Source organism: Glaciecola sp. MF2-115 (genome assembly GCF_047250385.1).
In the GTDB taxonomy this organism is placed as follows: domain Bacteria; phylum Pseudomonadota; class Gammaproteobacteria; order Enterobacterales; family Alteromonadaceae; genus Glaciecola.
Map to the genome: position 1 here is coordinate 71,977 of NZ_JBLBVM010000052.1, position 24,131 is coordinate 96,107.

General features: G+C 38.7%; 21 protein-coding genes. 9 read left to right on the plus strand and 12 right to left on the minus strand.

The genetic code is table 11. The features are described from left to right. Positions 1-49: 49 nt before the first annotated feature. Complete coding sequence (locus ACKLNX_RS10500) at positions 50-670, plus strand: FKBP-type peptidyl-prolyl cis-trans isomerase (protein WP_412972324.1); 621 nt, start codon at positions 50-52, stop codon at positions 668-670. Between the two features lie 188 nt (positions 671-858). Here the strand turns inward: ACKLNX_RS10500 and ACKLNX_RS10505 are convergent, their stop codons facing one another. Further along, positions 859-1,341, minus strand: coding sequence for a MarR family winged helix-turn-helix transcriptional regulator (locus tag ACKLNX_RS10505; RefSeq protein ID WP_411695187.1), 483 nt, complete (start codon positions 1,339-1,341; stop codon positions 859-861). 676 nt (positions 1,342-2,017) lie between these two features. Here ACKLNX_RS10505 and proB point away from each other — a divergent pair. Both proB and ACKLNX_RS10515 read left to right on the plus strand, forming a co-directional pair. Continuing rightward, positions 2,018-3,133 carry a glutamate 5-kinase gene (proB, locus tag ACKLNX_RS10510; protein ID WP_412972325.1) on the plus strand — a complete coding sequence of 372 codons (1,116 nt, stop codon included), beginning with the start codon at positions 2,018-2,020 and terminating at the stop codon, positions 3,131-3,133. Beyond that, a complete protein-coding gene (locus ACKLNX_RS10515) occupies positions 3,130-4,377 on the plus strand; it encodes a glutamate-5-semialdehyde dehydrogenase (protein WP_412972326.1) in 1,248 nt (415 codons plus the stop codon). The genes proB and ACKLNX_RS10515 overlap by 4 nt, the downstream gene beginning before the upstream one ends. 374 nt (positions 4,378-4,751) lie before the next feature. Here ACKLNX_RS10515 and ACKLNX_RS10520 read toward each other — a convergent pair whose 3' ends face one another. Both ACKLNX_RS10520 and ACKLNX_RS10525 read right to left on the minus strand, forming a co-directional pair. Next, positions 4,752-5,447, minus strand: coding sequence for a hypothetical protein (locus ACKLNX_RS10520; protein WP_412972327.1), 696 nt, complete (start codon positions 5,445-5,447; stop codon positions 4,752-4,754). A gap of 205 nt (positions 5,448-5,652) precedes the next feature. Beyond that, entirely contained in the window at positions 5,653-6,618 is a 966-nt protein-coding gene (locus tag ACKLNX_RS10525) for a sulfotransferase domain-containing protein (RefSeq protein ID WP_412972328.1), read from the minus strand. A 408-nt stretch (positions 6,619-7,026) separates the two neighbouring features. On the opposite strand from ACKLNX_RS10525, the gene ACKLNX_RS10530 reads away from it, so the two are divergent. Then, a complete protein-coding gene (locus ACKLNX_RS10530) occupies positions 7,027-8,277 on the plus strand; it encodes an O-antigen ligase family protein (RefSeq protein ID WP_412972329.1) in 1,251 nt (416 codons plus the stop codon). A gap of 3 nt (positions 8,278-8,280) precedes the next feature. After that, complete coding sequence (locus ACKLNX_RS10535; protein ID WP_412972330.1) at positions 8,281-9,165, plus strand: beta-1,6-N-acetylglucosaminyltransferase; 885 nt, start codon at positions 8,281-8,283, stop codon at positions 9,163-9,165. Between the two features lie 13 nt (positions 9,166-9,178). Here the strand turns inward: ACKLNX_RS10535 and ACKLNX_RS10540 are convergent, their stop codons facing one another. From ACKLNX_RS10540 to ACKLNX_RS10565, 6 genes are all read right to left on the minus strand, one after another. Continuing rightward, the gene (locus ACKLNX_RS10540) at positions 9,179-10,597 is read right to left on the minus strand and encodes an oligosaccharide flippase family protein (RefSeq protein WP_412972331.1); all 1,419 of its coding nucleotides are present in this window, start codon (positions 10,595-10,597) and stop codon (positions 9,179-9,181) included. A 99-nt stretch (positions 10,598-10,696) separates the two neighbouring features. Beyond that, positions 10,697-11,260: a serine O-acetyltransferase gene (locus ACKLNX_RS10545; RefSeq protein ID WP_412972332.1), complete on the minus strand. Its 564-nt coding sequence runs from the start codon at positions 11,258-11,260 to the stop codon at positions 10,697-10,699. 199 nt (positions 11,261-11,459) lie between these two features. Further along, positions 11,460-12,158 (minus strand): sulfotransferase family 2 domain-containing protein, encoded by a 699-nt coding sequence (locus ACKLNX_RS10550; protein WP_412972333.1) that lies wholly within the window; start codon positions 12,156-12,158, stop codon positions 11,460-11,462. Between the two features lie 21 nt (positions 12,159-12,179). Next, positions 12,180-13,292, minus strand: a complete 1,113-nt coding sequence (locus ACKLNX_RS10555; RefSeq protein ID WP_412972334.1) for a glycosyltransferase — start codon at positions 13,290-13,292, stop codon at positions 12,180-12,182. Further along, on the minus strand, positions 13,292-14,383 hold the full coding sequence (locus tag ACKLNX_RS10560; protein ID WP_412972335.1) for a glycosyltransferase: 1,092 nt from the start codon (positions 14,381-14,383) through the stop codon (positions 13,292-13,294). The genes ACKLNX_RS10555 and ACKLNX_RS10560 overlap by 1 nt, the downstream gene beginning before the upstream one ends. Further along, positions 14,373-15,158, minus strand: coding sequence for a WecB/TagA/CpsF family glycosyltransferase (locus ACKLNX_RS10565; protein WP_412972336.1), 786 nt, complete (start codon positions 15,156-15,158; stop codon positions 14,373-14,375). Before ACKLNX_RS10565 ends, ACKLNX_RS10560 begins: the two co-directional genes overlap by 11 nt. A 328-nt stretch (positions 15,159-15,486) precedes the next feature. On the opposite strand from ACKLNX_RS10565, the gene ACKLNX_RS10570 reads away from it, so the two are divergent. The 4 genes from ACKLNX_RS10570 to ACKLNX_RS10585 all read left to right on the plus strand — a co-directional run bounded on the left by ACKLNX_RS10570 (position 15,487) and on the right by ACKLNX_RS10585 (position 20,320). After that, positions 15,487-16,089 carry a transglutaminase-like cysteine peptidase gene (locus ACKLNX_RS10570; protein WP_412972337.1) on the plus strand — a complete coding sequence of 201 codons (603 nt, stop codon included), beginning with the start codon at positions 15,487-15,489 and terminating at the stop codon, positions 16,087-16,089. Between the two features lie 78 nt (positions 16,090-16,167). Continuing rightward, positions 16,168-18,102 carry an EAL domain-containing protein gene (locus tag ACKLNX_RS10575; RefSeq protein ID WP_412972338.1) on the plus strand — a complete coding sequence of 645 codons (1,935 nt, stop codon included), beginning with the start codon at positions 16,168-16,170 and terminating at the stop codon, positions 18,100-18,102. A 134-nt stretch (positions 18,103-18,236) separates the two neighbouring features. After that, entirely contained in the window at positions 18,237-18,833 is a 597-nt protein-coding gene (locus ACKLNX_RS10580) for a hypothetical protein (protein ID WP_411695170.1), read from the plus strand. A gap of 104 nt (positions 18,834-18,937) precedes the next feature. Further along, on the plus strand, positions 18,938-20,320 hold the full coding sequence (locus tag ACKLNX_RS10585) for an O-antigen ligase family protein (RefSeq protein WP_412972339.1): 1,383 nt from the start codon (positions 18,938-18,940) through the stop codon (positions 20,318-20,320). Between the two features lie 63 nt (positions 20,321-20,383). Here ACKLNX_RS10585 and ACKLNX_RS10590 read toward each other — a convergent pair whose 3' ends face one another. From ACKLNX_RS10590 to ACKLNX_RS10600, 3 genes are read right to left on the minus strand one after another with little or no spacing between them, the layout of a single operon-like run. Beyond that, entirely contained in the window at positions 20,384-21,103 is a 720-nt protein-coding gene (locus ACKLNX_RS10590; protein ID WP_412972340.1) for a VpsP family polysaccharide biosynthesis protein, read from the minus strand. A 43-nt stretch (positions 21,104-21,146) separates the two neighbouring features. Beyond that, positions 21,147-21,875, minus strand: coding sequence for a tyrosine-protein phosphatase (locus ACKLNX_RS10595; RefSeq protein WP_411695167.1), 729 nt, complete (start codon positions 21,873-21,875; stop codon positions 21,147-21,149). Beyond that, positions 21,872-24,121, minus strand: coding sequence for a GumC family protein (locus ACKLNX_RS10600; protein ID WP_411695166.1), 2,250 nt, complete (start codon positions 24,119-24,121; stop codon positions 21,872-21,874). Before ACKLNX_RS10600 ends, ACKLNX_RS10595 begins: the two co-directional genes overlap by 4 nt. Positions 24,122-24,131: the final 10 nt, after the last annotated feature.

Here is a 24,131-nt window from a genome sequence, read left to right on the forward strand (position 1 = left end):
AAATTCATAACAGACATTCACAACAGACAATTACTATTTTGGAGACCCTGTGTCAGATAAGTATTCAACAGTAGAAACTCAAGCAAGTTACGGTATTGGTTATCAAATGGGTGAGCAACTTGTTTCAAACCCATTCGACGGACTAGATGTAGAAGTAGTGTTAGCAGGTTTAACTGACGGTTTTAACCGCGCTAAACCACAAGTTGATAATAACGACTTGCGTGCAGCCTTTACTGAAATTCATGAGCGTATGGAAGCTGCCAAAAAAGAACAATTTGCCGGTGCAATGGAAGAAGGTTCTAAATTTCTAGCAGAAAATGCTAAGCGCGAAGAAATCGTAACAACTGAATCTGGCTTACAGTATGAAGTTCTTACTGCGGGCAATGGCGATAAACCAACTGCAGCATCAACAGTACGTACTCACTATCACGGTACGCTAATTAACGGTGACGTTTTCGATAGCTCTTATGAGCGCGGCGAGCCAGCTGAGTTTCCAGTAGGCGGCGTGATCAAAGGTTGGACTGAAGCATTGCAAATGATGCCTGTTGGTTCAAAGTGGCGTTTATATGTACCCCATGACCTAGCTTACGGTGAGCAAGGTGCTGGCGGTGCAATTGGTCCATTCAGCACATTAGTGTTTGATGTAGAACTACTAGATATACTTGGCTAGTTATTGATTAATATCTACAGGTCAGATTTTGAATCTGGTTTGTGGTGATTCGATACAACAAGTATAGAAAGGAGGCCTTAGGGTCTCCTTTTTTGTGTCTTGAATTGTGATAGTAAATCTAAACCTAAACCTAAACCTAAACCTAAACCTAGGCTTAGAAGCGAGCGCTTCAAAGGAAATTAGTTTTGCTATACTTTCGGAATGGTTTGAATTGCTCCTACCTCAAGCATTGGTGCAGCGTCCAAATCCTCCGCGTCCATCATTGTTGCTATTCGTTGCATCGTAGCGACCAATTGGGTTTGTTCCCACTCTTCTAACTTCTCAAAACGATCGATGAAGTGCTCTTGAAGTGGTTTCGGTGCATTTTCTAATGCCTTAAAACCTAGCTCAGTTAAATGCAGCCCCACTTTTCGCTTATCAATAGTGGAACGTTCTCTTACTACAAGTTCCCTCGCTTCTAACCTATCCAGTATATTGGTGACGGTTGCTGAGCTCAAATTTATACTGTTCGCTATATCTTTTACCATTAAGCCGTCATGAGCAGCTATTTCCTGTAAAACAAAAAGTTGAGGGCTGGTTAAACCTGAATCTTTGTTGAGCTTTTTAGAATACAAATCAATAGCTCTAATGACTTTGCGCAAAGAGACTAGTAATTCTTCATACTTTTTCATTATTCGTTGCCGTTCGTTATAGTTTATTCTTATTAGTTAGAACTCTATCAAAAAAAGATGGTTTTCACCGCTTTTTTAGCTATATTAGTGAAAACCTCTCCTTATCTGCCTTAAATTTGTACAATATGAACAAGATATAATTCGACTTGAATGTATTTTTGGCATGTAACCACGTTTAAACTAATAATTCAGCTTATTTAATTGGACATAAAGTTGATTTTAGAGGGCAAAATAGTCAATAATATAGTTAGACATCTAATTAATTGAGTTCTATTTATAAATTATGCGAAACGAAATTGGTCACAAAACACAAATGACCCAGTTACAAAACCACAACCTTGGCTTCAACTTAGTAAATATGCATTCCCGTGCATGTGGCGGCGCACACTCCCCAACGTGAGCGCTTAACAAGGTAGTTTAATGATCATATCAATGGTTATTACGTAGAGTACTAATAATTTATAAATTTCATATTAGAAGTAACACGCAACCCGCAGCGTTAGCCGGGATTTAAATTGAAATAGTGTGCCCCTTGGGCTTTTGAGCGTTTTTTTGTGACGCAACATTAACACCGTTTTCAATACCAGTTTTTTAAGCGCTGAAAGACAAGCATCATTTCTGAAAGTCAGAAGGTGTTGTTAGCTCAGCACACAAGTTAATAATTATGGAGACACAAATGAGTTTAGTAAGTTGGAAAAGAGTTGTCATAAAAGTTGGAAGTGCGTTAATTGCACCCAATCAAAATGGCTGCAGTAGTCACTACTTATTAGGCATTGCACAATTCATTGTACGTTGTAAGTCGATGGGAATTGAAGTTGTGTTGGTGTCTTCGGGTTCAGTCGCAGCCGGTTCACATTTGTTCAACGAACAAGAAGAAGGATACAAACCTTCTATCGCTGTTAAAAAAGCAATGGCCGCAGCAGGTCAAATGGAAATGATGGCAACTTGGGATCGCTTATTCGATTTCCCTACCGCGCAAATATTAGTAACACACGGTGACCTACGAGACAGAGAGCGTTATATCAGCATCAAGGAGACTATTTTTAGTTTACTCGAGAACGGTATATTGCCGATTTTGAACGAAAACGATACAGTGACAACAGATAAACTAAAGGTAGGCGATAACGATAATCTATCTGCCATGGTGGCGGCTGCAGCTGACGCTGACACCCTCATCATCTGTTCTGATATTGATGGGCTTTATGATAGCAACCCGCATGAAAACCCAGATGCGAAATTGTTGTCATCAGTACCGGTAATCAACGACGAAATTTTTGCGATGGCAGGCGGCTCTTCAAGCTCTGTTGGTACCGGTGGTATGAAAACAAAAATTGAAGCAGCTAAGAAAGCGGTCGCTCATGGTATCGATACTTACATTGTGAATGGGTTTACCGAGCAGACCTTTAATGCCTTACTCGCAGGTAAGAACCCCGGTACTCATTTCTCACCAGATAAACAGCCGATGAAAGAACATTTGCATTGGATGACACATACATCAACAGCGCAAGGAGAAGTTGTGGTCGAAAATGACTTCACGACTGAACTTGAGGATGACAGCGAGCTCCTTACCAGCAATGAAATAATTGCAGTTAATGGTGATTTTGCGGTTGGAGATACTATATTAGTAAGGAAAGACGATGGAACGAGACTAGCGAAAGCGAAGTCCAACTATAGTAGTTGCTTACTTAGCTTTATTGCTGAACAGGATGATCAAGCTTTTGCCAGTAAGTTCCAAGATACCACTGGCCCAATAATTTCAGAGAATAACATAGCCTTACTGGAGGAAAAATGAGTTTAATTCAAAATCTATCACGCAAAGCAGCAGAAGCTGCGCAAATCCTCTCAGTTGTCGACGAAGCGGATAAAAACGCCGTCTTAATGGATATGGCAAAGACGCTTCGTGAAAACGCGGCAGGAATTATAAAAGAGAATGTAAAAGATCTAGATAATGCTAAGGAAAACGATCTCGCAGCCTCAATGGTTGACCGTTTGACCCTGAATGAAGAGCGTATCGAAGCGATGGCTGAAGGTCTTGAAACAGTAGCTATCTTACCTGATCCCGTAGGCGTGTTGAGAGATCTAGGAACACGTCCAAACGGTTTGCAAATCAGAAAGATGAGAGTACCGCTTGGCGTTGTTTGTATGATTTATGAAGCACGCCCAAATGTGACAGCAGACGCTGCTGGTTTGTGCTTTAAATCAGGAAATGCCGCGATATTGAGAGGCGGTAAAGAAGCCTTAGCTTCAAGCTTGTTCATTGCGAACTTGCTACAAGACGTGCTGGAAAAGCATAACTTACCGCGAGAGCTTATTTCGGTTGTACCCAATGCCGATCGCGCATTGATGCAAGAGTTGATGGAGCAGAAAGACTATATTGATGTGATCATCCCACGTGGCGGTGAAGGTCTTATTAATTATGTAACGGAAAACAGTAAAGTCCCAGTCATCCAGCATTTTAAAGGTGTATGCCATTTATACATTGACTCTGAAGCTGATATTGAAACCGGTATTAACTTATTAGTTAACGGTAAAACGCAAAGAACAGGCGTTTGTAATGCACTTGAAGGTCTACTAGTACACGAAGATGTGGCAGATGAGTTTTTGAGTATCGCAGGGCCTCTTTTAGAAGAGTATTCAGTAAAAGTGCACGCATGTGAAAACTCAGCAAAGTACTTCAACAAGGCTGACATTATACCCGTTGAAGACTTTGGACAAGAGTATTTAGACCTAGAAATTGCGGTGCGTATTGTGCCATCAATTGAAGGTGCGATGGAGCATATTGCACGCTTCGGAAGTAATCATACCGAAGTCATCTGTACTAAGAATGACGAAACAGCGCAACGTTTTCAGCGTACGGTAGATTCATCTGTTGTGATGGTAAACGCTTCCTCTCGATTCTCAGATGGTAGTCAGTTAGGGCTGGGTGCTGAAATTGGTATAGCTACTACGAAATTGCATGCTTATGGGCCAATGGGTTTGGAGTCTTTGACTACTGAGAAGTATTTGGTTAATGGTGTGGGGCAGGTTAGGGCGTAGCGTATTTGAGTTTTTCTTTTATCCTAGCATACAACGTAGAGAAGATGGCGTGGGGGTTAAATTGCACCACGCCTATTTTCTCAAATTATTGAGAAGATAATGAACAAATCTCAGACGCGGTTTTACGATTAGAATTCCTTTAATCTTCAATTATTGGCTTCTAGTATAATATTGAACTAGTTTATTCCTGATAATACCCAAATTAGGTCTTCATCAGGAAGGACGAGGTACGCGTTGGTAAGACTAAAAAGGTTAGTAATCATCAGTCGCCCACACTACATTTTTTCGTAATTTACCTTTGTGATTTGAATTTGATTTACGGAGGAAATACGCAAGCCCTAGAGCTTGCATATTTTTATGCTAGATTTCAATTGCTACTGTGTTTTAGACATTCGCTTTAGTCGCAAAACTGCAAACCCAGCCAACATGATTAATAAAGCGGAGCTCGGAGTGTTTATTTGAGAGAATGTTAATAAATCATCCCTTCTAAAAACTAATGAAACTGGGGCGTTGTTTTCATCAAACGATAAAACGCTGATTGTTGACTTTAGGCTACTGCTAAAATCAGAGAACGCGGTATCAATTTTCCAATAACCAGTAGTTAAGCCGGAAAATATAAAACCATCACCTCTATTAGTAAAATACTTCCATTTAATTTCTGAATTTGTAATGTATCCACCACCCTGAGGTTCATTAGGGTCGTCAACGAACACATTAAGCGGATTGGTAGTTGTATAACTCATCAAAGCACCACCAGCTGCACCTCCGCGACCGCTAAGGAGACCAATAAGACCGTATTCATTACCATTTTTTGCAACCATCAACACGATTTGATTGGCTATTTCAAATCCAGTGTTGGAGCTGTAAGGAAGCAATACGCCATTGTCAGTGCTACTGTCTAAATAGTTGTAGAACTCACTAAAATTATTCGCGCCGGAATCTTTTTGAATGTCGTAAGCATTAATACTTTGACCATTAACACTTAAAATCGATGCATTCGATGTGGAAACAAAGCTCAGCATTACTGCAGTACCAATCACAATTGATTGACTTATTTTTTTTAAATTCACTACTACACTCCATTTAATTTAATTTGGCGCTCTGATTTTGAAGATTACGCCGCTATGATTTTTATGCAAATTTCGTTCCTAAATGTAAAGTCCTATTTAAATCAATGCTTTATGAGTTAAGTGGTTTGTCGAACCGGTTATGTGATGCATTTAATTTAAAAACTGTAAATTTTTCTGACACTGTACAAATCATTTTATTAGTTACCTACTGTTTGAATTTCAATCCGTCATTGCCGTATAGGCTTGTAAGATTAAATGTTTGCAGTAATTTTGACATAGTATTTAGTTCTTTTTTAGCAAAACTTTTATATATTTTTTCTTTCCAATTTGTATGAGAATTTGATGTTTGCAAGGTGCGGCTCATTGATGTGATAAGTGCTAAATTGCAATCGTTAGAATAGAACTTTGAATGTGATCCAAGGAATCTTCTAATTTTTACAAGTTCAATGTCAGGAGTGGCTTTTATACTTTCATAAAATAACAGATAATAATCTTCAGTGTCGAACTCTAAAAAACTAACAAAGTAAGACATAATCCAATGTACCATTTGCTTTTCAGATTCAGATCCACTTTGAGAAATACTATAAATTAGATTTTTTTGCGCTGCGGTTAAATTCGCTAACAATGCTTCATTATTTAAAAATATATCAAGGTTATTCGGCCAGAACCAACCTTGTTTAGCTGTTAGCCTTTTAGATAAAACTACATCAAGTGGGTTACGTATAAGAATAATAACCTTCACGTCCTTATGGTGCGCATAAACTGCTTTACTGGTTAACGATGCGAAAATATCCTTAACAACAATACCCGAGTACATAACTCTCCGGTTATCGTAATTCACTCTACGATGTAACAGCCTTCCGGTGAAAACTTGTTTATAGAACTTTATAACTTCAGAATCTGAAGTTAAATTACTATTGTATGCATAAGGTGTGAAGTTCGAGTTTTGGCTCGTGACTTCAGGATGAAAGGGTTCAAAAACCTGTAAAGCTTTACCATTGTTACTTAAAAGGCTGGAAACCCAAGTTGAACCGCTTCGCCCCTCACTTAAGAGCCAAATAACAGCATTACCATTGTTATTAAAGCTATTTAACAAAATGAAAAAATTTCTTATTGGGAAAATAATTAGCTTTTTAAAAATTTCGGTGACGTAATTCATACTTTCAGGCATTTTAGTTGCAGTTTAATCCTTCAGAATAAGCCATTGTTGGTAATCTTTGCTATTGGAAATAGTCTAGTTCATCATAATATATACAGGTTTTCTTTCGATAAACATGCCTTTTCGTTTTGCTACAAGACTGCGTTTTAAGAAAATGGTATCACGGCTGACCTGATTTTACGTGGGTTATACAAAGTTGCATTAAGTCTAACAATCACATTGAATAATTTAACAATGATATTAATGAAATAGAAGCTGGGCAAAGAAATGCGTTGGTGTACAATAATCCTCAAGAACGAATGGTTACTGGAAACGGTAGCACCTGAATAAAGCATGCGCTTAAATATTGAAGTGACTCTGCACTCAAGATGGTATTTAATCGCCCCCAACTAGAACTAAATACGAGTGATAAAGGTGAAAGTGACAACCCTAAATTTTAAGAAAGCATTTTTGGCAATTTCTTTTTTTTATTATATGGGTTTTTTGTCGTTTTTCACTAACATATTTGGTGAAAGTAGTAATGATGCTTTTACTGCTTATGCAACTGGTTCTGTGGCTAATCAGGTCGTTGGAAGCATTCTTTTGTGTATGAGTCTGTTTATGCTTTTCCAATTGCGAATTGTAAACTTAGCGAATTTTTTCCGAAGTTTTTACTTATGGGGAATTCTAATAGCTTGGTTTATGTCTTCAATAATTTGGTCTTATGAACCTGCAGTTTCATTTAGACGTGTAATTGCATTCACGACTCTAGTGCTAGTTGTATATTGCCTTGTTCAAAATTTCTCTCCAAAATCACTCTTACGAATTTTCGTAATTACAGTTTTCATTACGGCAAGCATTGGATTGGTCGAAGCTGTTGTGTCTCCCAAAAACGCCTTTATAAATGGGGGGATTAGGTCAGGTGCATTTACCGGTTTTTATTTTGATAAAAATGGAGGTGCTCGCGTTTATGCGTATGCATTGCTAACAATAGTCGGGCTTGGGTTTTATAAAGAAAGGTGGGGGCTTTTCGCTTTTTTTGTAATTGCTTTATGTTTAACAATGAGTCGCTCAGCAACTGCATTAGTAATGGTGATAGGAGGGGGGGGGTTAATTTTTATGTTCAAATCTCTACGTGCAAAGACTCCATCTATAAACATCTCTAGATTGGCTCTGCTTATTCTAGTATTGCTTGCAGGAGGCTATTTGGTCTTCTTACTTTATGAAACGCTACTAGAGTTACTTGGGCGGGACTCCAATCTAACAAATAGAACGATTATTTGGGAATTGTTGGCACCTTTTATAGCCGAAGAATTTACTTTTGGTTATGGTTTTGGAGCTTTTTGGGCTAGTGATGCTGTTTCAAGCTTTTTGGAGCGTTGGGGGTTTATTGGAAATGCTCATAGTGGCTACCTTGAAGCAATGCTCCAAGGGGGAATCGTTTGTATTGCAATATTGTCAGCTATCTTATTTAATATGATTTATCTACTGTTCAAGTCATATGTTCATGACAATTCGGGAGAGTTGAGCACGACGCTTATCCCATTGGTGATAATTCAGATCATTGTTAATTTCATTGGATTTATTATCCTAAACCACAACAGTGTAGATATGTTTATTTTTTTACTGGCATTCTTTGTTGCAAACTACAAACAATCGAGAGTGGCAATTTCAAATCAAAGTGCGGTGTAAGTTGTGGACGAAATTGGCTTTATTATACTCACCCATGATAATCCTAACCAGACTTTGAGATTAGTAAGCAGACTTAATTCTTTATATGGTTTCCCGCCGATTTCTCTGCACCATGATTTTTCAAAGTCTTACCTCCCTGCAAGTCAGTTGACAGAAAATGTATTTTTAGTCAAAGATTATGTTGTTACTCACTGGGGGACGTATAGCTTGGTTGAAGCAAAATTAAAAGCACTTGCTCTTCTCTTTGAGAAATTTTCCCCTAAATATTATGTAACTTTGAGTGGCGCAGACTATCCTGTTAAAAAAGCAAGCGATGTTTTAGAAACATTAAATTCATTAAAGAGTGATGTTTATATTCGCTCGTCGTTAATTTCGTATGATTGTTTAGATAAAGCATGGAAGAAGCAATATTACGATCGCTATTGTTCTTTGAAACTAATATTTAAAAGGAAAAATAAAAACAACCGAAGTGTTGTGAGTCAATTGACTTTTTTGCGGAATCCAAAAATCACCAATTATTTCACTCCCTTTAGTCCTTCTTTAAGATGTTGGGGGGGCGAATTTTGGTACACAGCTAACGATGTCGCTGCTAAATACTTATTGGATTATGTCAAAAATGATAAGGATGGTTTAGTAAAGCACTATAAGCATACGAAAATTCCTGATGAGTCAATTTTTCAAACTATTTTTAAGAATTCAAAGATTTTAAAATGTTCAAATCAAAACTTTCGTTATATTGATTGGAAGGAGAAGTTACCCCATCCTAAGGTTTTAGGTGTTGAGGATTTAACTAAAATTAAAGAGTCAGATTCCCATTTTGCAAGGAAATTCGATCAATCAGGATCTAAAGAAGCAATCAATATAATTGATGCTTGGCTTAATTGTTAGCAAAGGAATTTACTTAATGGGAATCTGAGAGAAGATTTAGAATTCTTTTATGCCAGAAACCAAAAAGCAACATCATTATGAGGCCTTGCATAATAACTGATAAAACCCCAAGAGTTATGAGAAGAGCGCTGGTCGGCTGTAAAAATTCTATGGCATAATATGAGGTCAAGGCTGTTACAGCAGTACCAACGGTAATTTTAATAATATCTATCCAAAAATTAAATGCTAGATTTGGGATTAATTTGTAAACCACATAATACCTAATAACTAGGTTAAATATGAAGTCAAGAGCGATAACCAAAGCAATTGCCAGTAGGCCGTATTTTGCTGCTAAATGGAAGGTTATAACCAATAAAGCAATCGCCTTTCCTAGTTCAGCATATAGCCCAATTTTAGAGCGTCCAAACGCAGCTTGAAGAGTTTCAGGCAGCGCAACTAGCATTTGAGCGCCAGAAATAAAAGCGAAAAGTACAAAAAATGGAATCGCTCCAATCCACTTTTCCCCGAAGATGTCAGTAATTAGCTCTTTACCAAATATACTAAGTAAAACAAATAAAGGGAGAGTGATTAAGAAAATACATATAGTTAATTCTGTGAATAGGTGTGCAATTACTTTTTTGTTTCTGTATCGACTTGTAAAAACCGGCATTGCATATGAATTTATAGCAGCTAACAGTGCTTGCTTTGGTAGCTCAACGATTCTTCGGCCAAACGAATAATAACCAATAATTGCGGGTGTAGTGACAACCGAGAGTATAATTACGATACCACGCCCCAAAAAACCGGAAATAAGTTTTCTAGCTCCAACAGGAGTGCCTTCTCTAAGTATTGAAATAAATCTTTCTTTGCTTGGCGTAACGAAGAGAAACGAAGATGCCGATCTTAGCAATATGAGAAAAGCCACTAAGTTCATAGTGGTCAATTGAATTATCAGGGCCCATTCACCAGCGCCCAAAACTGCAGAGGCGATCCCACAGCCGGAGCCGATGATTTTGCCCCAAAGAGTTCTCAAAGCTAGCTTCTTAAACTCCCTTTTGCATCGAAGTATTGCTATGTAAGGACGTGCAAGTGTCGTGGAAAGTACAGAAACGGTTGATAATAAAAGCATCTTCCAAACAGAGGAGTCACTATCAAATAAATAATAAAACCCAGCTAATATAAGAATCGTCGTAGCGGAAACCATACCACCAAACCAAAACACACTGCTTAGTTCCTTCCGAGATTTAGCACCTCTCCTTATGAGTGGTGCTTCAAAAACTGCACAATAGAAACTAGAAACTATCTCACATAATACAATCGTGAGGGCCCCCAGACCTAACTGAGTTGGTGTTAGATAGATTGCAAAACTGAAAAAAGAAAGTGCTGACAAAAATACTAAACCAAAGTTTTCGAACAGTAACCAGAATATGTTTATCAATCTATCTTTGTTCATTAATGGTTTTTCTTATAGTTTAACTTTTGAAGGCCAATACCCAGTCAATTTAAAGCTAGATTTTAGGCTAACCTTTACTAACTTAGGAGTACCCAGTATTCAAAGCTCTTTATTACTTTTATCATCATATATACGGCGAATAGACTTTGCTGGGATCCCAACAATAACATGCCCAAATTCAGGAAATGACTTATTTACTACCGCATTTGCGCCAATCTGACACGAATCTCCTAACAAAACATCACCAAATATTTTGGCGCCAGGTCCAATATAGCAATTGTTTCCTATTTGTGGTGTAAGTCCTTTCCCATTATTACCTCCAATATTGACTCCAATGTGAATTTTGCAATTATCTCCAATTCGACATTTTTCGTTTATTACAATATTTCCATAGTGATGCAGTATTAGGCCTGCTCCACAAACATTAGGTGGAATACTATAACCAAGCTTCTTAGAGATTGACTTAAATCTATAAAGTGTAAGTACTTTGAGTGGTAAATATAACGATGAATTCTTTGTGTTAATTATGTATTCAACTCTTCTCAATAATCTAAGAAACTTCCAAATATCGTTAGTAAAATAGCTAAGAAAGGAGCTATCAAAATTATTTTTTAAGAGGTCTTGCTCTTTATATCTTAAATAATCATGTTTGTTGCTTATCATAATACAAGATTTGTTCTAATACGGTCATGTGTTGCAAACATTCTACATCAATACATGGTAAGCCTGTTACAACAATCCTGTTTGTGTCGTTAAACACATAAAACTTCTATCTATCATTATAGCTTTTAAAACGTTTGTTTTGTTAAACCTTATTGTTTCTAGAAAAAATGTGGATGCACATCTCAACAGAGTATGCTCCTTAGTGTGAATTCAATTTAGTAATTTTAAAAACAATTACTAATAATTTGGCAAGAACATAACTCACAAAGTAATTTAGTTTTTTATGTGATGTTACTTTTGCAGTTGTTGCATCAGCCTCATATTTGAACTTTTTGAAATCTTCATTGTAAAATTCTCTTATTTCCATAAACGTTTTTGCATCTATTTCAATCAGATTTGAATTTGAAGTGTTTTTACGGGGCATCCTAGGCGCATTCTCTTCAAAAAGTGACTTAAATTTACATAGTACACTTTCTAAACCATCTTCTAATTTGAAAACCTCAGTGTTCTCACCTACAAAATCAGATTGTGGTCTTATATGGTTAGCCAACAAATACCGATGCTTGGGGTAAACTGTTTTACAAAATATAAAAAAAGTTGTCAGATTTATATACCTAAATTTAGCATCAATTTTTTTTCTGTAAGAAAATTCACTTATAAATCTGTCGATTGGGTGTCGAGTAATAGTAAAGTGGCGTTGACAAAGTTGGGTAAAACCAAGTTGTTTTAACAAGTCAAAATGGAAGTGTTGAGGGGGGCATGGAAAGTCCTTCATATGTTCCACATTAAATATTAATTCAACATCTTTTCTTAAACTGTTTTTTAAACTAGTCCCAGCTGTTTTTGGAATATGGATATAAAGCACGATTTCGTTATTTATATTTTTTAGAAACGGCAAGTGAATTCCTTTTTAGTAATTTCATTTCTTTGGATAAATTAAAAGTTCTCTATATTTTTTTGCTGAAAATTCAGATGTGAACATTGCTATCTGATCGTCCATTAAGTTTAGTTTAGTGTTGTTAGAGTTATTCAATACAACTTTCATCGCCTTAATCATCTCATCAACATTCAAATACTCAACTAAAGGAGCTATCTTGCCACCCTGTAAGATCTCTTTTACTCCATGAGGACAATCAAAAGCTATTACATCAGTACCAACCGACATCGCCTCTACAATTGCATTTGGGCTGCCTTCAAATCGAGACGACAAGACAAACAAGTCCGCAGCTTTAACTTCAGCGATAACATTTTCGCAATAACCGGGCATCGAAATGCTCGTCTGTAACCCAAGGCTTTCAATTTGTTTTTCTAGACTAGCTCGTTTTTCACCTTCACCGAAAATAATCAGTTTGCAGTCAATTTCATTTTGAACTTTGTAAAATGCATCAATTAAAATGTCAAAGCCTTTTTGATAGGCAAGTCGACCAACTGACACTATGACTTTGGAGCTTTTATCTATCAACCACGGGTGGGTTGCACTTTTTTGCGCCATCATTTGCAAGTCTCTTGTAATAACGGGATTTGGAGCGGTCACAATATCTATGGGTCTTACAATAGTCGTCTTAATAAGATCATCAGCTACCCCTTGCGATACTGCTATCACAGGGTTTGGAATAAAACGGTAAATAAAGGGGGCTAAGGCATAGGCAGCTTTCATTACTTTATTTGAATTAACTTTTTTATCTAATGAAAAGGCATTTCTCTCGCTAACCCTTAGTTTTTTTAGCCAGCCTAGTGATAAGCACACAAAGGCACTAATAACATTGATATGAGTCAGTACTGATAGAATACCATTAGGGCTTGATTGCTTTAAAGCACGTCGAAGTGGAACAAAAGAATCCAATGTTCTATCGCAGGTAAGCTCAATGAGGTTTACTTTTTTTGAAAGGTAGTTTTTATTTGACCCACCGCTTGTGATTAAAATCATGTCAACCGTATCACCGTCGTCACAAAGTTGATTGGCAAGTCTAACCATCATTTTTTCCGCGCCACCACCGCGTAAGTCATGGAGGATTATCGCTATTTTTGCCATTAAACAGACTCTCCAATTATAGCAGCATAGCTAGAAGCAACTTTTGAATACGAAAAATGTTCAACTGTTTTATCTAAGTTTGAGCGGGGTAGTGAAGAGAAATCAATAATGGATTCTGCGAGCTTATTAACATTTAAATGCTCAACTAGTGAGCCATTCTGAGCATCTATGATTAGTTCGTCAGGACCGGTAGGACAGTTGAACGCAATAACTGGCGTACCGAGTGCCATAGCCTCTACGAGTACTGTCGGCATTCCTTCATGGCGCGAGGATAGAATGAAAGCACTTGCTGATTTAATTATGCAGTAAGGGTTAGAAACAAAACCTAAGAAATGAACTAGCTTGCTTATTCCTAGTTCAATTGCTAATTCTTTTAAATGTTGCTCCTCCTCACCCTCACCAGCAATAAATAGTTTTGGTAAGCTGTTATCTTCATTTACAGCAATGCAGTAAGCTTTAAGTAAAAGATCGAACCCCTTTTGTTCAACCAGCCGTCCGACGGCTATAAAATACTGCCCTTCAACTTCTAATTCTTCATCATGTAACGATAATGCAAGGATCTTGTCTGAAACCACTGCATTTGGGATAAAGTGAATTTTCTTTTTTCCCCATATTACTGAGGCACTAATTTGTTTTTGTAATGAATTGGAAACGGCTACAACGTTACCATTTAACAAATACAAACTGTAAAGTAACTTTATTGCAAAAGGAGGAAGCCTTTGATCACTGACATCAAAGGCGCAATGCCGAGTATAAACTATTTGAACGTGAGGAAACCGGAGTTTGCAAATGAAAGCTGAGATATTCGCAGTTTCCGTAGCAGATATGATAGCAGTGATATTTTGTGATTTAACAGATTCAAAAAGTGAGTTTAACTTACAAATTAAATTTGCTTTCTTAGGGGCTCTCTGTGCCTTATGCTGCCTTTGTAATAACGTGAAGCCTTCTTCACTCTTGTTAAAACCGTCTAATATAAAAAATGAACTTTCAACACTTTGTTCTGACAATGCAAAAGCCAAGTTTTGATGAACTCGTTCAATGCCACCACCTTTTACAAAGCATTTATGTAAGAAAAGAACTTTAGTTTTCATCATGGCTCTTAATAAATTTGTGTTTCAAAACACAATAAATACTATGTGGTATGGTGATCACATACCGCCAGAAGAGCTTTCTAGGCTCTAAGACTACTCTATGTAGCCACTCTATACCAATATTCTGCATCCATAAGGGAGCTCTTGCATAATCTCCGGTCACATAATTATAGCAACCACCACATGTAATAATTACAGCAACATTAAGTCTATGTTTATTATCAATGACCCACCTTTGCTCAGTAGGCTTTCCTAAGCCAACCCACAATATATCGGCTTTGGAGTTATTGATAGTTTTTATAATCTTCTCTTCTTGCTTTGCCGTGAAGTATCCGTTTTGCGTTCCAGCAATTTGAAAGTTAGAGTATTTTTGGCTGAGAATAACTGCGCATTCTTCAACAATTCTTTTACTGCCACCAAACAAAAAGTGAGTTAATTTTTGTGAGCACATACTTGGTATGTCATGAATAGTATCTGTCGTTGCGCTTCTCTCTGGTATTGATGGTCCATCGGTCAACTTGGACATGACGACTACGCTTTGTCCATCTGCATGAATAATATTAGCCTGTGACAATGATTGTTTAAAAATGGGGCTGCTATTAGCTAATGAAATGGCGTGTCCATTAATGTCAAATATGATGAGTGGATTTTTTTGACTCTCATTCGTTTTATATTTTTTAGACGCATTAACAATCAATTCAACCAACTGTCTCCTATCAATACAGGCAGTCTTCAATCCACCTACATTCGTAAATGTAACTTCTTCTAATTTCATCTATATACTGCTCGATTTAAAATAAAATGGTTTAATAATTCCATAGGGTCTAAAAACTTACTCACGTCATTTTGTCAAATTTCGACGGCTCTTTTTCTATAATGTTACTAAATTTCGACAATGTCCCATAGAATTTAGATTCAATTTTATACTCAAGAACAATTCTTTATATCATCTAAGGAACTCTCACTGCGCTATTATGGCATTTTAAAATAACCGCTATGGCATTTTTGCAATTAGTTTATTAATAACTCGATGACTATAAAGGGCATTTGTGACACCTAATCGGCATTGTTTACATTTCCTTAGCCTCCTTTTCCTACTCATAATGCCAGGAAGCTTCGCCCTGTCCGAAATAAGCTTCACCGAAAAACTTTTCCAGTCCATCAACATACAATACAACCAAGAAGCCGAAGCGCGTGTTCGCGATTGGCAATCATTGCTGGAACAGCAAAAAGATAAGCCTATTGATGATCAACTATATGAAATTAATCGTTTTTTCAATGATATAGATTTTGTCGATGATAAAGCGCATTGGGGAAAAAATGACTATTGGGCCACTCCCATCGAGTTCCTGGCTAGTAATGCCGGTGACTGTGAAGATTTCACCATCGCTAAATACTTCAGTTTAATCGCTTTAGGTGTTTCAGAAAAGAAGCTGCGCTTAATGTACGTTACCGCGACTAGACCTCGCCAAGCGCACATGGTACTGGCATACTACGAAACACCCAAATCAGTTCCTTTAGTGTTGGATAATATCAATCGAAGAATATTACCAGCCACTCAAAGAAGAGATTTGATTCCAATTTACAGTTTCAATGGAGATGGTTTGTGGCATGCTAAGTCACAAGGGCAGGGAAGACGTTTACAGTCGAAAAACAATAATAGTTTATGGCAAGATCTAACAAAACGAATGAAACACGAGCTTTAATCACTTTGTACAGGGTGACAGTATTTAGCAAGTTTTGCGTGTTGCGAATAAACGCATTTTAAAGGAAGGAAGCAACGCATGTCGTTAGCTAAACAGTTTGGAATTGGTTTTTTTGTGGTGCTCTTTTTAGTATTCATAGGCACTTTATGGGTGAATGTGAATAATACGCGCGACTTCATTCAGCAACAGCTGGCATCCCATGCTCAAGACACCGCAACGTCACTAGGTCTGTCTATTACTCCTTATGTCGGTGATGAGGAAAATATTCCTATTATCGAAACGATGACAAACGCTATCTTTGATCGCGGTTATTATCAATCTATTCAATTAAGTGATGCCGACGGCAACGTTATTCTGGAAAAGAAAAACCCCAAGGCCATGCAAACGATCCCTGATTGGTTTATGGATATGTTTGTAATAAACGCACCTGTTGCGACAACTAATTTAAATACCGGTTGGCAGATTGCTGGTAGTTTGCAAGTTACGAGTAACCCGGGGTTTGGCTATGAGCAACTTTGGCGAAATACAGTAGATACATTTTGGCTTGTCGTGGTTATTTTTGTGTTGGCGATGATTTTTGTGTGGGGTATGGTTCGACTCATTACACGCCCATTAATTGACGTCGTCACGCAGGTTGAGGCTATCAGTAATAAAAACTTTGGAACAGTCAAGCATGTCCCAAGTACTCCGGAGTTAAGTACCTTTGTCAAAGCTGTTAACAGCATGTCGACGAAGTTATCGAAAATGTTCACGCAATTAAGCGAACAGTCTGAAAAGTATCGTCAATTTGCCTATTCTGACACCCTAACAAAGGTTGGTAACCGGCGTGCGTTTGAGCTGGCATTAAGACAAATTCTGACTGATTCTGAACAGCATTCTCAGGGTTTCTTAATCATTATTCGATGCAGTAGCCTGGCGCATGTTAATCGTGCGTTCGGCGGCGAAGTAGGCGATAGCTATATTGTGAGTGTCTGTGACGCTATTAAGAAAGTAACTTCGCAATCATTCCCTAACTTTAATCTGTATCGATTAAATGGCGCTGATTTTTCTCTCGTTATTGAAGATTGCGCTAAAGAGAAGTGTGAAACGCTGCTTGAGGAGCTATCTACCAGCTTCTTACGTTTGGAAAAGACAGAATATGAGCAAGGAACTGCGCACGCGGGAGCAACTGAGTTCTTGTGCGGTGATGACGTAAAAGCAACAATGGAAAAAGTAGACAGTGCACTTGCCATTGCTAGTACTTCATCAACTCGCTGGCAACTTGCGTCTAATCTAACTGTCTCAAGAAGCAACGAGGAATGGCGTGAAAAAATCCAGGCATTAATTGAGTTAGGCACTGCTGACTTTGCTAAGCAACCAATTGTTTCAGCTAAAGATGAGCTTTTGTATGAGGAGTGGTTTGCACGTTTGCCTAACAAAACGACCAGCGAATCTTTACCAATGGCACAATTAGTTCCCGCTTCAGTAAGATTGGATTTCGCAGAAAAGCTAGACCAAATGATACTTTCTCAGGCTTTGGAGCAAATTCCAGCGGCACAAGGATCGGTAGGAATTAATATTTCTCGCGTCTCTATGTTGGACGCAGACTTTCAAACTTGGTTTTTAACTCAATTACCTAAAAATAGCGACATTTGCAAAAAATTGGTACTCGAAATTCCTGAACGCGCATTGGTGAATGATGTGAATCAATTATCCGGCTTTGTGACGCAGTTGAAGCAAGCTGGTGTAAGAATCACGGTGGAACGTTTCGGTGCACAATTAGCCGGTATTACTCACTTGCGTGACATTCGACCTGATTTCTTAAAATTAGACGGGCGTTTTATTCGAAACATTCACAATGAACCTGATAACCAGCTATTCGTCCAATCGTTGGTGTCCATTGCGCATGGTTTGAATATTCAAGTTATTGCAGAAATGGTGGAGAGTTTAGAAGAATCTGATTGGTTGAAAGGGGCTCATGTCGACTTTCAGCAAGGCTATTTCATTGGTGCGCCAAAGGCAAATATTGATTAGTTTCTGGAATTTTAACCAAGCTTCATGCAGCGGCTTGGTTTTGTTCATTATTAATAGGTTGCTTTAATGAGCAATGCTCTCTAAAATTAGGCATTGTGGCGAAGTATGCCTCAACATATTTAAGGAATTATATTATGCGTCGTTTTATCACCTGTGCACTCTTGCTTTCGCTGAGCGCTTTCACTGTTTTTGCACAGCAAATTAACACAGCTAGTTTATTTGGTGATGAAGTACAACCAGGTAATCGTTTGCATGATGTTGTTGTTCAATTGATGGAACGCGGCAGCACAACTCCTCAAGCTATATCTGGTGCTATCGATCAATCTATGACAAAAGATGATACCACTCTTACACCTGATGCGAAGTCGGCAGTGGCATTTAATGTAACGCTATCAAACGCTTTTTACCGTGAAATGGTAGTTGTTAATAGTCTAATTGATGTTACTAAAACGCTCATCGAAGAATATCCTGAAAAAGTGATTGAAGTCATTACTCTTGGCGTTGTGTTATATCCAGACTTTTCCCAAGAAGTATTAGACGGCGCTGCATTGACCGGTGTGATAACGCCTGACGACGCATTAATTGCGGCATTGCAAGCGGGTGCTGACCCTAGCAGAGTATCAGTGGCTACGGCAGCTGGTACAACGGTATCTCAGCCGGTACAGCCTGTTGGTTCTGGCGTTGGTGCTGGTGGCACTGGCGGCGGTGATACAACGGCTTCATCAAACTAAGCTCGCTATTGCCCCTGATGAAAGATGATTAACTTATTTTAAGCCCCTTAATTAAGGGGCTTTTTTGTATATAATTTTAACGCAAATAAAAAGAAAAATTAAAATTGCAAAGTAAAACATCAAACATACTTTTTTATGTCCTCTTGAGTATCATTTTCATTCTTCCATTACCGCTGGGAGCAAATAGACCATGGGCGTGGAGTTTTCTACAGATACTTATTTTTGGCCTGTCACTTGCTTGTGTATGGCACTATAGAGACAACAGATGGTTGGGAGTGGGCACGTACCTCAAGATGGTATATCTGTGGTTGGCATTTATCATTGTTGCTTGTATTCAAGTCATCCCTATGCCGGAGGTTTTAGTTTCAATCATTTCCCCGAAAGCTCATGAGATTCAAGTTTTGGCTAATGTATCCACCTTTTATTTCTCTCTTGATCCTGGGCAAAGCGCCATAAGCTTTTTCAAACTATTGGCCTACTTCTGTTTATTTATCTGTACTTTGTTACTAGTGAATGACGAGAAGAGAATTAAATTATTACTTACAATTATGGTCGCGGCAGGCACTGTCCAAGCTGTTTACGGAGCACTTGAAATACTTCTAGGCTCTCAAACTAGTTTAGTATTTGGCATTGATGTCAGCGAGTCTGCGACTGGGAGTTTCGTTTATCGGAACCACTATGCAAATTTCTTGATGATGTGTTTAGCGGCTGGCATAGGCTTGATGGTAACAAGTTTACAAAAAGACAAGTTGAATTCGCGTAAAGAGTGGCTTCGCTCTGTCGCAACAGCCATGTTAGGTAGTAAAGCACTAATACGTATCAGTTTAGCGATAATGGTCATAGCATTGGTTATGTCGCGATCTCGAATGGGTAATACCGCATTCTTTGTTTCTATGACGATCGTTGGACTAATGGCGCTACTATTAGTGAAGCAGCGAAGCAAAGGCCTAACTATTTTAATTATAAGTATGTTTGTTATCGATTTAGTTATTGTGAGTGCTTGGTTTGGTTTGGATAAAGTGCAGCAACGTCTTACTGAAACTTCTTTGCAACGCGAAAGCAGGGACGAAGTCATCATAGATGCGTTACCTATGGTAATTGATTATCCGATATCAGGAACGGGCGCTGGCAGTTTTTATAGTGTGTTCCCGTCTTATAAAAGCAGCGATGTGCACTCATTTTACGACCATGCACATAACGACTTTCTGCAGATGACCATCGAATATGGTATACCCGGAATCAGCATTTTAGCCTTGCTAGTTTTTCTCGCATTTTATAAATCTGTGCGTGCTATGCGCTATCGGCGAAACTCTATTTTTAAAGGGGCTTCATTTGCTTGTTGCATGGTGATTATTGGGATGTTGCTACATATGACAGTCGACTTTCCGCTGCAGGCTTTTGCTAATGCGAGTTACTTCGTGGTTTTCTTAGGTTTGAGTATGGTTATAAGTAGCTTGAAACTAAATAGACGAAAACAAACCTCTTAGTGTTGATTTGCTTGCACAAACTTGTATTCGTCTGAACTCTATTCATCAGGCAGTGGCGCAGCACTACGTATTATTGCATCTCAATATGTTGTGGCTAACAAATTCATCGGTATCTTTTAACCAACGGCATACGGTTCTTTTTGCCTTATGATTTTCGATAGCAAATAAGACTCTTTCTCTGCTCTGAGGATTGCGCATACCTTGAGAAAGTCGTTCACTCATATAAGGTCGAAGTTCATTATAAAAAGGATGGTTGCCTGCGTATAAGGCTAAACCTAGTTCTACAAATACAACGTTGACTTCTGCCTTTTTGGGACCGTACCTATTTGCTAATCTTAGGTACTCGACTAATTCAGCATCAAATTCATTTGTAAGCCACTTATTCATTGCCAAAGAAGCGTAGCTGACGGGCCAAGTAGGGCGCATTTTAGTTTCTTTCAGATAAAGCTGCTTCGATACTTCAAGTGCAGCGGGTCTATCCTCATATCCTGCAATCGCTCCCCACTCATACACTTGTGCTAGGAGATCTATATAAAGGGGGTGCCCAGGATGTCGCTGTCGCGCTGTTGCAATCACTTGCTTTGCTTTGCTGTAGCTTTCTTCAGTAAGTAACTGTTTATTTGTCCGCCAAGCTGACAAGGTGTTTTGAACAGAGTAGAAGTTCAAGCTAGCAAGGCCATAATTCACAGTGTTATACAAGCCAAGTAAAGCGATGAAACCGAATGAAAAAACGAATAAATACTTACGACACTTTAGAGTGACCCATTTAATTTGTTTGTTCATGTTTAATGGCACGGTTGCGATTCTACTCGGTGTGCTGGCAGTATTATTGCCAAACTAGGTTTTGAGTGATAACTGATGGTACATCAAAAACAAGCTTGTTTGCAGTGTCAGTGTTGCTAAGCTGTGTGATCGCCTCTTTACAAGCCTGCATATCATTCGGGCGTCGATTAATACTATGCATATCGGAAGCCACATAAGAAACGAGGTCTTCAGCAAGTAACTGTTCAGCGAGACTTTGAATTTGTTCGTTAAAGCGGCCTATAAATGCGCCTGCAGTCACTTGAAACAAGCAGCCAATACGTTTTAAGAATAATATCCTATTGTAATCAGCTATGATGTCACGGTTGCGCTCTGGATGGGGTATGACAGGTTGAATATTATTTTTCAATAACCAGCGTACAAGGTTTTCAATACCTGGTGGAATATGGCTGTGTGGTAGTTCTAACAATAGAACTTTTTTGCCTTCCCATTCGCCTAAAAAGGGTAGTGAGTTGCTAGCGACCCAAGTTAATATATCTGGTGTGACTCGCACTTCACAACTGAACGCTAATTTAAGTGGAATGTTTTGTTCTTTAAGGGCAATAAGCAACTGATTAAAAGCGGTGCTAATACTGGTTATGTTATTGTCAAATACGCCTTGGTGAATATGTGGCGTACAGACCATGTGAGTAACACCGCATTCGTGTGAATGCATGGCGAGTGCAACAGCATCCTCTAGTGTTTTCGCACCATCATCAATTCCCGGAAGAATATGGCTGTGAAGATCTATCAAGACTTTTGTGATTCCGAAGGATAGCTATTGTAGCCGTACTGATCATAATAGCCAGAGTATTCACCAGTCTTTTTGGCCTTTTTCAAGTCTACTTGATTCAGCACCACACCATCTACTCGATGTCCAATTTGCATAAAGCGAGATAAACCGTTGTTGATAATTTTGAAACTGGTGCTATCCGATCTAACAACGTATACCACTGAATCGCATAACTTAGAAACGATAACAGCATCGCTCACGGCTTGAGTTGGCGCGCTGTCGACAATGATATGTTCATACTGCGTCTTTAGTTTTGCCATCAATAGAGTAAATTGTTCTGAAGCCAGAAGCTCTTGTGGATTTGGCGGTGAACTTCCCGCACAAATTAAGTCGATACCCGATTTTTCGTCCGTGACTATGCATTCTTCAAGAGTGTGAGTCCCAGCAATTAAATTAGACAAGCCGGGTTGAAAACCGGGAAGATCAAATTGTTTTGCAAGTGTCGGACGGCGCAAGTCAGTGTCGAGTAATAACACTTTACTGAGTTGGCCCATAGCAAACGCTAAGTTGATTGAGACGGTGCTTTTTCCTTCGCGTGGAACACTCGATGTGACCAATACCGTTTGTGATGGTTTGTCGAGGTTCAATAATTGCAAACTTGTCCGCAATGTTCTAACTGCCTCACTGAACATGTGATGGCTATTGTCGAAGAAGTGGCGCAACGGTAGATTCTGATTTCGTTTGTGTGCTTGCCATGGAATGATACCCAGCATACGTTGTCCGAGCTTACGCTCGACATCATCAACTGAGCGAATGCCACTGTTGAGTGCTTCAAGTGATAATGCTAGAAATACGCCCAAACCCAAACTTAATACGAACGCTGCTGCAATAATGAGTCCTTTTTTCGGCTTCGCTGGATTGCTTGGCGGTGTTGCTGAGTCAAGTATGCGTGCATTTGCTGATTCGAAGCCACCTAATTGATCCGTTTCTTTCAAGCGCGTGAAAAACGAATTGTAAAGCTGTTGATTGGTGTCTACGTCACGTTGCAGTGCTTTACGTTGGTTTTCTAAACTAGACAGTTTACGAAATTCACTTTTGGCGGCTTCAACATCTTTTTTCAATGCGGCTACTTTATTTTGAGCGGTTCGATATTCGGTGGTGATACCCGACATAAGTACGGTAATTTGATTACGAATACTGTTTCTAATTGATGTGAGCTCTGCGATGGCTGCAATCATATTAGGATGCTTCGGGCCGTAGACTTCTTTCAATTCAGAAACTCTGCTTTCCGCAACCACTTCCTCACGTTTAATGTTTTGAATAGAGGGGTGGTTAAGCACTTCAGGCAAACTAGACAGCAGGGCGAAGTCAGCACCAGATTGATTGATTTGTTCGTAGATTGTTTTGTTACGTTGCAAAAGAACTTGTGCGTCGATAAGTTGATCACTTAGTTGCTGCAGTTGCTCTGAAGCCAATCCCACAACACCATCGATGTCGACTAGTTGCTCACGTTCGTAAAAATCCGATAAGTTTTTCTCTGCGACATCTAGCTTGGTGCGCAATCCTTGTAAACTTTCATTGAGCCAAGTGGTTGCTTTGGCTGTCATATCTAACTTACTTTCTAAGTAGTTTTCTATGTAAACGTCAGACAAGGTGTTTGCGACTAGTGCTGATAATTTTGCGTCTGCGCTCTCGAATGAAATATTCACTACTTGAGTATTTCGTAACGGACTAATTGTTATATATTCCATTAACTGACTAACGGCATATGATTTGCGTTCTGCAAGCAACTCCTCTTCCGATTTTACGACTTCATCTTGTTGAGGTAAAAATGGGAGGCTAGTTCTAACAAAGTTTTGAGCGGACTTTATATAGGATGACATTCCATCCTCGTTTGCATTGATAACGTCAAGGTTATACAGCGGGTTTTCATATAGTTTCAGCTCATTCACGACTTTCTCAGCAATATGGCGAGACCGTAATATTTCATACTGAGTTTCGAAGTATTCCTTGCGGCTAGAATCGAGGCCATACACTTCTTCTATCGACAGAACATTGGCTTGTTCGGCTTCAATAAGAAGTGAGGCGGTAGCAATATAGCGTGGGGTCATTGATAAAACGACAAGGGTAACGAGTATCGTTAGAAGTAAAGCTAAGCCTAGGATCCGCCATAGGTAGCGTTTAACGGTTGTCCAATATTGTCCAAAGTCGATGATATCTGTATCAATCAGTTTTGCTTCAATTTGCTCGTTAGCACGCGACGACATATTACTCTCT